Annotated in this window: 10 protein-coding genes; 7 read left to right on the top strand and 3 right to left on the bottom strand. The window is 67.8% G+C overall.

Going from position 1 to position 8,759, the window contains the following annotated elements; translation table 11 throughout:
* Window positions 1-1,377, bottom strand: a 1,377-nt coding sequence (locus ACCD11_RS28015) for an efflux RND transporter periplasmic adaptor subunit (protein ID WP_413316358.1), incomplete at its 3' end; no start/stop codon positions are given.
* A gap of 258 nt (window positions 1,378-1,635) precedes the next feature.
* Here ACCD11_RS28015 and ACCD11_RS28010 point away from each other — a divergent pair.
* From ACCD11_RS28010 to ACCD11_RS27990, 5 genes are read left to right on the top strand one after another with little or no spacing between them, the layout of a single operon-like run.
* Window positions 1,636-2,157 (top strand): DUF6622 family protein, encoded by a 522-nt coding sequence (locus ACCD11_RS28010; RefSeq protein ID WP_413316356.1) that lies wholly within the window; start codon window positions 1,636-1,638, stop codon window positions 2,155-2,157.
* A gap of 35 nt (window positions 2,158-2,192) precedes the next feature.
* Window positions 2,193-3,146, top strand: coding sequence for a sterol desaturase family protein (locus ACCD11_RS28005; protein ID WP_413316354.1), 954 nt, complete (start codon window positions 2,193-2,195; stop codon window positions 3,144-3,146).
* Entirely contained in the window at window positions 3,143-3,436 is a 294-nt protein-coding gene (locus tag ACCD11_RS28000; protein WP_413316352.1) for a 2TM domain-containing protein, read from the top strand. The genes ACCD11_RS28005 and ACCD11_RS28000 overlap by 4 nt, the downstream gene beginning before the upstream one ends.
* 44 nt (window positions 3,437-3,480) lie before the next feature.
* Window positions 3,481-4,494, top strand: coding sequence for a sensor histidine kinase (locus ACCD11_RS27995; protein ID WP_413316350.1), 1,014 nt, complete (start codon window positions 3,481-3,483; stop codon window positions 4,492-4,494).
* A gap of 29 nt (window positions 4,495-4,523) precedes the next feature.
* Window positions 4,524-5,354: a LytR/AlgR family response regulator transcription factor gene (locus ACCD11_RS27990; RefSeq protein WP_413316348.1), complete on the top strand. Its 831-nt coding sequence runs from the start codon at window positions 4,524-4,526 to the stop codon at window positions 5,352-5,354.
* Between the two features lie 78 nt (window positions 5,355-5,432).
* On the opposite strand, the gene ACCD11_RS27985 is transcribed toward ACCD11_RS27990, so the two are convergent.
* Window positions 5,433-5,774 carry a hypothetical protein gene (locus tag ACCD11_RS27985; protein WP_007833825.1) on the bottom strand — a complete coding sequence of 114 codons (342 nt, stop codon included), beginning with the start codon at window positions 5,772-5,774 and terminating at the stop codon, window positions 5,433-5,435.
* Between the two features lie 149 nt (window positions 5,775-5,923).
* Here ACCD11_RS27985 and ACCD11_RS27980 point away from each other — a divergent pair, with 149 nt between their 5' ends.
* Window positions 5,924-7,738, top strand: a complete 1,815-nt coding sequence (locus ACCD11_RS27980; RefSeq protein ID WP_413316346.1) for a glutamine--tRNA ligase/YqeY domain fusion protein — start codon at window positions 5,924-5,926, stop codon at window positions 7,736-7,738.
* A gap of 11 nt (window positions 7,739-7,749) precedes the next feature.
* Here the strand turns inward: ACCD11_RS27980 and ACCD11_RS27975 are convergent, their stop codons facing one another.
* Entirely contained in the window at window positions 7,750-8,052 is a 303-nt protein-coding gene (locus ACCD11_RS27975; RefSeq protein WP_007833827.1) for a hypothetical protein, read from the bottom strand.
* Between the two features lie 86 nt (window positions 8,053-8,138).
* On the opposite strand from ACCD11_RS27975, the gene ACCD11_RS27970 reads away from it, so the two are divergent.
* Window positions 8,139-8,687, top strand: coding sequence for a pseudouridine synthase (locus tag ACCD11_RS27970; RefSeq protein WP_413316344.1), 549 nt, complete (start codon window positions 8,139-8,141; stop codon window positions 8,685-8,687).
* Window positions 8,688-8,759 lie beyond the last annotated feature (72 nt).

Raw genomic sequence — 8,759 nt, 5'->3', positions numbered from 1 at the left:
CTCGAGCAGGCGCTGCGCCACGGCCTGCGGCATCGCCGCGCCGCCGCCGCCGGCACCACCCTGGCGGCGCCCGCCACGAGCCGTGCCGCCCGCGGGCGCCGATGCCGCGCCGGCCGGGCGCTCGGCCTGGGTCTGCACCCGCGCGCCATCCTTCAGCCGGTCGCCGCCTTCGGTCACGACCTGTTCGCCGGCCTTCAGGCCCGACATGACCGCCACGTTGTCCACGCTCGATTCACCGCGCGTCACCGGCCGCTGCGACACCGTGCTGTCGTCGTTCAGCACATACACATAGTCGCCGTTGGGGCCGTGGCGCAGCGCCGTGACCGGCACCACCACCGCGCTGCTCACGGTGCGCAGCAGCAGCCGCAGGTTGACGAACTGGTTCGGGAACAGCGCATCGTCGGCATTGGAGAAACGGGCCTTGGCCTTGACGGTGCCGGTCGCGGTGTCGACCAGGTTGTCGAGGGTGGCAAAGGTACCGTTCGCGAGCCGGCGCGTGCGCGTGCGGTCGAAGGCGGTGGCGTCGAGCTTGGCGCCCTGCGCGAGGCGCTCCTGCACTTCGGGCACGCGGTCTTGCGGAATGGCGAACTCGACGTCGATGGGTGCGATCTGCGTGATGGTCGCCACGCCGTTGGTACTGCCGGTCGAGATGTAGTTGCCCGCGTCCACCGGCCGCAGGCCGATGCGCCCGCTCGCCGGCGCGGTGATGCGGCTCCAGGCAAGGTTGAGCTTGGCCGTGTTCTCGTTGGCGCGGTCGATGGCCACAGTGCCTTCGAGCTGCTTGACCAGCGCGGCCTGCGTGTCCACGTCCTGCCGGGCGATGGAGTCCTGCCCCAGCAGAGTCTGGTAGCGCTGCAGCGTGACGCGCGCCGCCGCCAGCTGCGCCTCGTCGCGCTGGCGCGCCCCGGAGGCCTGCGCCAGCGCGTTCTGGAACGGCTGCGGATCGATGGTGGCGAGCACGTCGCCCTTCTTGACCATCTGCCCTTCCTGGAAGAGCACGGCAGTGAGCACGCCCGACACCTGCGGCTGGACGATCACGTTGGCCAGCGGCGTGACGGTGCCCAGCGCTTCGAGTTGCACGGGGATGTCGGCCTGCCTGGCCGTGGCGACGCCCACCGTGCTGGAGGCCCCGCCACCGCCGCCGCGCCCACCCGGGCCGCCCGGACCACCGGGCCCGCCCTGCCGGCCGGCACCGGGGCCGCCACCGGGACCGGGAACGGGCGTCTTCGACCGCTGGATCAGATACCAGGCGCCCCCGCCCAATGCCACGAGCAGCAGCAACGTCAGCAGCCCGCCGACCCAGCGGCGCCTGCGCACCGTCGGATGTGTGGGCGAGACGGTGGGAGGCAGGGGCTCGGGTGGTTTTTCTTGTTCCATGGACGGTGCGTGCAGGAAATGCAGGGCAGGAGTGCGGACCAGCGTAGTACAGCGCGGAATGGTAGTCCGGCTGTTTGCTATGCCGTAAAGCGACGGTAAAGCTGCCCGCCGACATCCGCGATCAAGCGCAATTCACGCCTTCGGGCCGCAGTTCGCGCCGCCCGCATGCATTTCGTCGCACGCCCGTGGCAGGAATGGGCGAGCGTCGGCACAGTCCGCTGCATCGATTCGACCTTCCACTTTCAACGGAGCGCAACCATGCTGATGCAAATCATCCTTCACACGCCCAAGTGGGTCTTCGCCGTGTTCTTCCTGCTGCTGTGGCTCGGCGCCAGGCAGCTGCTCGCCAACAACGTGAGCCTGACGCGCGTCACGCTGATGCCCGTGGCGATGGGCGCGCTGTCGGTCTATGGCGTGGTTTCCGTCTTCGGCGATTCCTTCGGCGCCCTGCTCGGCTGGGCCGCCGCGGCGGTGGCGATGATGGCGCTGGTGCTGCAGCGCCCGCTGCCCGCCACCACCCGCTACGACGCGGCAGCGCGCCGCTTCCACGTGGCCGGCAGCCCGGTGCCGCTGATGCTCATGATGGGCATCTTCCTGACCAAGTACGTGGTGGGCGCAGCGCTGGCCATGCACCCCGAACTGCGCCAGCAGGCGGCCTTCGGCCTCGTGATCCCGGTGCTGTACGGTGCCTTCAGCGGTGTCTTCGCGGCCCGTGCGGTGCGCCTGTGGAAGCTGGCCATCCGTACTGACGCCATGACGGCCACGGTCGGCGCCGCCTAAGATCCCGAGCCGCAGCCCCCCAGGAAATCACCGCCATGAACGTACTCCTGCTGATCCTCAAGATCTCCGTCACGGTGGTGCTCGCCGCCTCCATCGCCGAGGCGCTCGTGCTGTCCTGGCGCAACGGCTGGCGCAGCTACGACTGGAAGGCGTCCGGCATCTCGGTGATCGACTTCCTGGTGCGCGAATACCCAATGCGCTGGCTGCTGCCGCTGGCCTTCTGGAGCGGCGCGATGGACTGGTTCTACGCCCACCGCCTCTTCACCCTGCCGATGGACCACTGGACCGGCTGGGCCGCCTGCTTCATCGGCCAGGAGTTCTGCTACTACTGGTACCACCGCGCGGCGCACCGGGTGCGCTGGTTCTGGTGCACCCACGCCATCCACCATTCGCCGAACCAGCTGAACCTGTCGGCCGCCTACCGCTTCGGCTGGACCGGCCGCCTCACCGGCACCCTGGCGTTCTTCATGCTGGCGCCGCTGCTGGGCATGCCGCCGCGGGTGATCCTGCTGATGCTCACGCTGAACCTGCTGTACCAGTTCTGGATCCACGCGACCTGGATCCCGCGCCTCGGGCCGCTCGAATGGGTGCTGAACACCCCCTCGGCCCACCGCGTGCACCACGCCTCCAACCTGGAATACCTGGACGGCAACTACGGCGGCGTGCTGATCGTGTTCGACCGCCTGTTCGGCACCTACATTCCCGAGCGCGCCGACATCCCCTGCCGCTACGGGCTGGTGAACCCGGTCACCTCGTACAACCTTTTCGCGATCGAGTTCATGCACTGGCGCGCGCTGTTCCGCGACCTGGCCTCGGCCCGCTCGGTGCGCGCCTTCGTCGGCTACCTCGTGAAGCCGCCGGGCTGGAAGCCCGACGGGCCGGGCGAGACGACCGAGGAGCTGCGGGAGCGCGCGGCCTTGCAGGCGACATCGCCGCCATCGCTGGCCGCCTCAGATTTCATTCCTGTCCAATACAAGGAGTTGTCATGAACCACATTGCATCGAATCCCACCCGCTCCGACGTCGAGCGCCTCGCCCGCCGCCGCGCCGGCGCCAAGATGGGCTGGTACATCCACGCTTTTGTCTACGTGCTGGTCAACCTCGGCCTCGTCGCGCTCTCGGCGGCCCATGGCCGCAACTGGGCGATGTACCCGCTCATGGGCTGGGGCCTGGGCCTGCTGATCCATGGCGCCGTGGTCTGGTTCGTGGCCGGCGGCGGCTTCTACGACAGGCTCGTGGAGCGCGAACGCCGCGCACTGGGTACCGGGGACCACGGGTGACTCCTGAAGCGCTACCGCGATTTCGTGCGGAGAACTTCCGCAACATGCTGCGGCATGGCCTGATCACCGCCGCCTTCTGCTGCTTCATCGCTTCGGCGTTGGCGATCTCAGGCAACGGCAGTTGGGAATCCCAGATGGTGTACTCGCTGTCGATCGGAATGATCTGTTGGCTCGTCATCGACACCGGCCGGTTGCTTCTGAGTGGTCACAAGGAGGTGCTGTGGCCGCACGGCCTCTGGGGCTACGGACTGATAGCACTGGGCGTCACCGTCGGCTTTCTGGGCGGCAACGCCATCGGCGACGCCTGGGTCGGCGCGCCGCAGTTCGAGTTCCGCAACCTCGCCGCGCGCAAGATGACCTCGACCATCGTCATCACTCTGGTTGCCACTATCGGCATGTGCTTCTTCTTCTTCAGCCTCGGCAAGAGCAAGCACATGCAGCGCCAGATCGAGCTGGCGCAGCGCAATGCCACCGAGGCGCGGCTGAAGCTGCTCGAAACACAGCTCGAGCCGCACATGCTGTTCAACACGCTGGCCAACCTGCGCGTGCTGATCACCGTCGACCCGCCGCGCGCCGTGGCCATGCTCGACCGGCTCAACAGCTACCTGCGCATGACCTTGAGCGGCTCGCGCGCGCTGGCGCATCCGTTGTCGGCCGAGTTCGAGCGGCTGGGCGACTACCTCGAACTGATGTCGGTGCGCATGGGCGAGCGCCTGCGCTACACGCTCGACCTGCCGGACGACCTGCGCGGTGCGCCCGTGCCACCACTGCTGCTGCAGCCGCTGGTGGAAAACAGCATCCGCCACGGACTGGAGCCGAAGGTGGAAGGCGGCGAGATCGTCGTGCGCGCCCGCAGGCAGGCCGGCCTGCTGGAGATCGAGGTGAGCGACACCGGCGTGGGCCTCGATGCCGCACCGCCTTCTGAAGGCAGCGGCTTCGGGCTCGAGCAGGTGCGCGAGCGGCTGGCCACGGTATACGGCGCCCAGGGCCGCATGAGCCTCTCGCCCTCGCCCGCCGGCGGCACCTGCGCCACGCTGAGCTTCCCCACGCCGGTCTGAACAACCTCACCCCACAACAACACAACCAGATGACCCCGACCGCCCTCATTGCCGAAGACGAACCCCTGCTCGCTCAGGCCCTCAAGGCCGAACTGGCCGCCGCATGGCCCGAACTGCAGATCGTCGCCACGGCAGGCGACGGCCGCAGCGCGGTGCGCGAGGCGCTGCGCCTGCTGCCGCAGGTGCTGTTCTTCGACATCCGCATGCCCGGCCTCGACGGCCTGGGCGCCGCCGCCGAACTGGCCGACAGCTGGCCCATCGACGAGGCGCCGATGCCCCAGCTGGTGTTCGTGACGGCCTACGACGAATACGCCACCCGCGCCTTCGAGGCCCAGGCCCTCGACTACGTGCTCAAGCCCGTGCAGCCCGGGCGCCTGCGCAAGACCGTAGGCCGGCTGCAGCAGGCGCTGTCCGCACGGCAACCTGCACCCACATCCGCCGTGGCCGACGAAGCGCTCGAACGAACGCTCGCCCAGTGGCGCCAGGTGCTGACGGCCGCTGGAGCCGGCGCGGCAGCAGCGGCCACCGCCCCGCTGCGCTTGATCGCCGCCAGCGACGCCGGTGGCAGCACCGTGCGCATGGTGCCCATCGACGAAGTGCTGTACTTCGAAGCCGCCGACAAATACCTGCGCGTGCTGACCGCCTCGCACGAATACCTGATCCGCACGCCGCTCAAGCAATTGCTGACCCAGCTCGACGCCGACACTTTCTGGCAGGTGCATAGGGCGGTGGTGGTGCGCAGTTCGGCCATCGAATCGGTGCACCGCGACGAGGCCGGCAAGCTGCACCTGATGCTGCGTGGCAGGGCCGAGAAGATCCCGGTCAGCCGCCTGTACGCCCATCTTTTTCGCGCCATGTGAAATCGGCTGGCGCGCCCAAAGAAAAAGCCGGCCCTTCGGGGGCCGGCTTTTTCATTCAGTCACGAATGGCGTTGCAATTTAGCGCCAGTGGCCATGGCCGCGGTAGTAGCCTCGACCATAGTAGCGCGGGCCGTAGTAGGCCGGCGGGCCGTAGTAGACAGGGGCCGGACGGTAGTACACGGGCGGCGGGTTGTAGTAGACCGGGGCCGGGGGTGCGTAGTACACGGGTGCCGGCGGCGCATAGACCGGCGCCGGATAGTAGGCCGGAGCGCCCACGCCCACTGCCACGCCGGGAAGGCCGACACCGACCGACCAGCTCACGTCGCTACGGGCACTGGCTGAAGTGGCTGCAAACAATGCACCGGCTGCCACCACGCCTGCGGTGGCCCATTTGAAGAAAGTTGAACGTGTGAGGCTCATGATCCTGGACTCCTTGTTTCGGTGGGCTGCGTTCGGATCTGAACCGCCCATGGATGTATTGAACGCGGCAAATGCAAAGGGGGTGCACCGGGCATTGTGAAGAACGTTGCCAAAGGTAACCTATAAGGGGTGCCCTCTAGAATGAGGCAATGACCTCCCCGACCGACAAAAACGGCGCCAAAACGACCGCTGCACCAAGCAATTTCCTGCGCCACGTGATCGAGAACGATCTCGCACAGGGTGCTTATTCTGGCCGCAAATGGGGCGGATCGCCCGGCAACGCCACCCACCACGCCCAGGGCATGGCCGACCCGGCCAGGGTGCGCATGCGCTTTCCGCCCGAGCCCAACGGCTACCTGCACATCGGCCATGCCAAGAGCATCTGGCTCAACTTCGAGTTGGCCAAGGAATACGGCGGCGTGAGCCACCTGCGCTTCGACGACACCAACCCCGAGAAAGAAGACCAGGAATACGTCGACTCGATCCGCGACGCGGTGAAGTGGCTCGGCTACGAAACCTATCTGGCCGACCGCCCCAGCGCCCCCGGCACGCTGCAGCCGCACGAGTATTTCGCGAGCAACTACTTCGACTTCATGTACGAGGCCGCCGAATACCTGATCGGCGCCGGCCTCGCCTACGTCGACGAACAGACCGCCGAAGAGGTGCGCGCGAACCGCGGCGACTTCAACACGCCCGGCACCGACAGCCCCTTCCGCACCCGCACGCCCGAGGAAAACCTCGCGCGCTTTCGCGCCATGCGCGACGGCCAGGTCGCCGATGGCGCCGCCATCCTGCGCGCGAAGATCGACATGGCCAGCACCAACATCAACATGCGCGACCCCGCGCTGTACCGCGTGCGCCGGGCCACCCACCACAACACCGGCGACAAGTGGTGCATCTATCCGATGTACACCTACGCGCACCCCATCGAGGACGCGCTGGAACAGATCACCCACAGCATCTGCACGCTGGAGTTCGAAGACCAGCGTCCCTTCTACGACTGGCTGCTCGATCGCCTCGCCGAAGGCGGCCTCGTCGCCAGCCCGCACCCGCGCCAGTATGAATTCGCCCGCCTCAACGTGACCCACGTGCTCACCAGCAAGCGCAAGTTGCGCCAGCTGGTCGAAGAGAAATACGTCGACGGCTGGGACGATCCGCGCATGCCCACCATCGCCGGCCTGCGCCGCCGCGGCTACACGCCCGAGGCGCTGCGGCTGTTCTGCGAACGCAGCGGCACGACCAAGTCGGGCGGCTGGATCGATTACGCCAGCCTCGAGGCCGCGCTGCGCGACACCTTGGACCCGATCGCCCCGCGCGCGATGGCCGTGCTCGACCCGGTCAGGCTCGTCATCACCAACTGGGGCGAACTGATGGGCGGCGACGGCACGCTCGACGACTGCTCGGCGCCGGTTCACCCCCATCACCCGGAAATGGGCCATCGCGAGTTCAAGCTCGGCCGCGAGGTATGGATCGAACGCACCGACTACGAAGAAGTGCAACCCAAGGGCTTCTTCCGCCTGTTCCCGGGCAACAAGGTGCGGCTCAAGTACGGCCACGTCATCGAATGCACCGGCGGCACCAAGGATGCGAGCGGCAAGCTCGTCGAAGTGCAGGCCACGCTGGTTCCGGACACCAAGAGCGGTACGCCCGGCGCGGATGCGATCAAGGTAAAGGGCAACATCACCTGGGTGGCGGCCGCGGATGCGGTGCAGGCCGAGGTGCGGCTGTACGAGCGGCTGTTTGCCGCGGCCCATCCGGGCAGCGGCGAACTGCTGGAGGAACTGAACAAGGCGAGCCTGGAGGTGTGCTCGGCGTTCGTCGAGCCTTCGCTGGCCAGGGCCGAAGCGGGTGTCGGCATTCAGTTCGAGCGGCATGGGTACTTCGTGCTCGACGCGAAGGCCAGCGCGGACGGCAAGCCCGTGTTCAACCGCGCGGCGGGGATGCGGGACAGCTGGGGCAAGTAAGCCCTGCGCTGCTATTCGGGCCGCTTGTAGACCACGCCCAGCACCGCACTGTTCTCGTCGGTGGTGCAAACGGCGGACCGTCCCTGCGGCCCGACCTTCAGGTTGATCGTGTAGACGCCGTCGCGCGGCGTCGTGCCGCTGTCCACCACGATGCTGCCCGGGGGCACACGCAGTTCGCGCGCGGCCGCAGCGACGCAGTTCTTGACGCTCGCCTCGGGCGCGCCGCCGACGCGCAAGGATGAGCTGCTGCAGGCGGCCATCGAAAGGCCTGCCGCCGCCACGCACGCGAGATGGATGTGGCTTCGCATCGTCATGCCGGGTTCTCCTGTGTGATGAGCCGATTGGAATCTCCAAGGCGGCCCGAATGCTGCAGGACAGACCCGGGCTATCCTGTGCGCTCATGACTTTTCCGAGCTCTTCCCGCCTGATCCGCTTCAACAAACCTTACGGCGTCCTCAGCCAGTTCACGCCAGAGGGCCGCTGGCGCGGCCTGAAAGATTTCATCGACATCCCCGGCGTCTACGTCGCCGGCCGGCTCGATGCCGACAGCGAGGGCCTGCTGCTGCTCACCGACGACGGCAAGCTCCAGGCACACATCGCCGATCCGCGCTTCAAGATGGAGAAGATCTACTGGGTGCAGGTGGAAGGCGAGCCGACCGAAGCGGCGCTCACCGCCCTGCGCTCGGGCGTGCAGCTCAACGACGGCCCCACGCGCCCCGCGCGTGCCCGGCTGCTCGATCCGCCGCCCGAGGTGTGGGAGCGGCAACCGCCCATCCGCGAGCGCAAGAGCATTCCCACCGCGTGGATCGAACTGGCGATCCGCGAGGGCCGCAACCGCCAGGTGCGGCGCATGACGGCGGCCGTGGGGCTCCCGACGCTGCGGCTGATCCGCGCTGCCATCGGGCCCCACACGCTCGAAGGCCTCGCGCCCGGAACCTGGCGCGGATAGCGCCCTCCATCCAACGCATTCCCAACCTTCTCTTCACATGAAGCAAACGCCCTTTTCCTTCCCCGCCCCTCC

The organism is Variovorax sp. Varisp36 (genome assembly GCF_047304235.1).
GTDB lineage: Bacteria > Pseudomonadota > Gammaproteobacteria > Burkholderiales > Burkholderiaceae_C > Variovorax.
The sequence above is the reverse complement of the archived record's forward strand: the minus strand, read 5'-3'. Positions and strand labels throughout refer to the sequence as shown.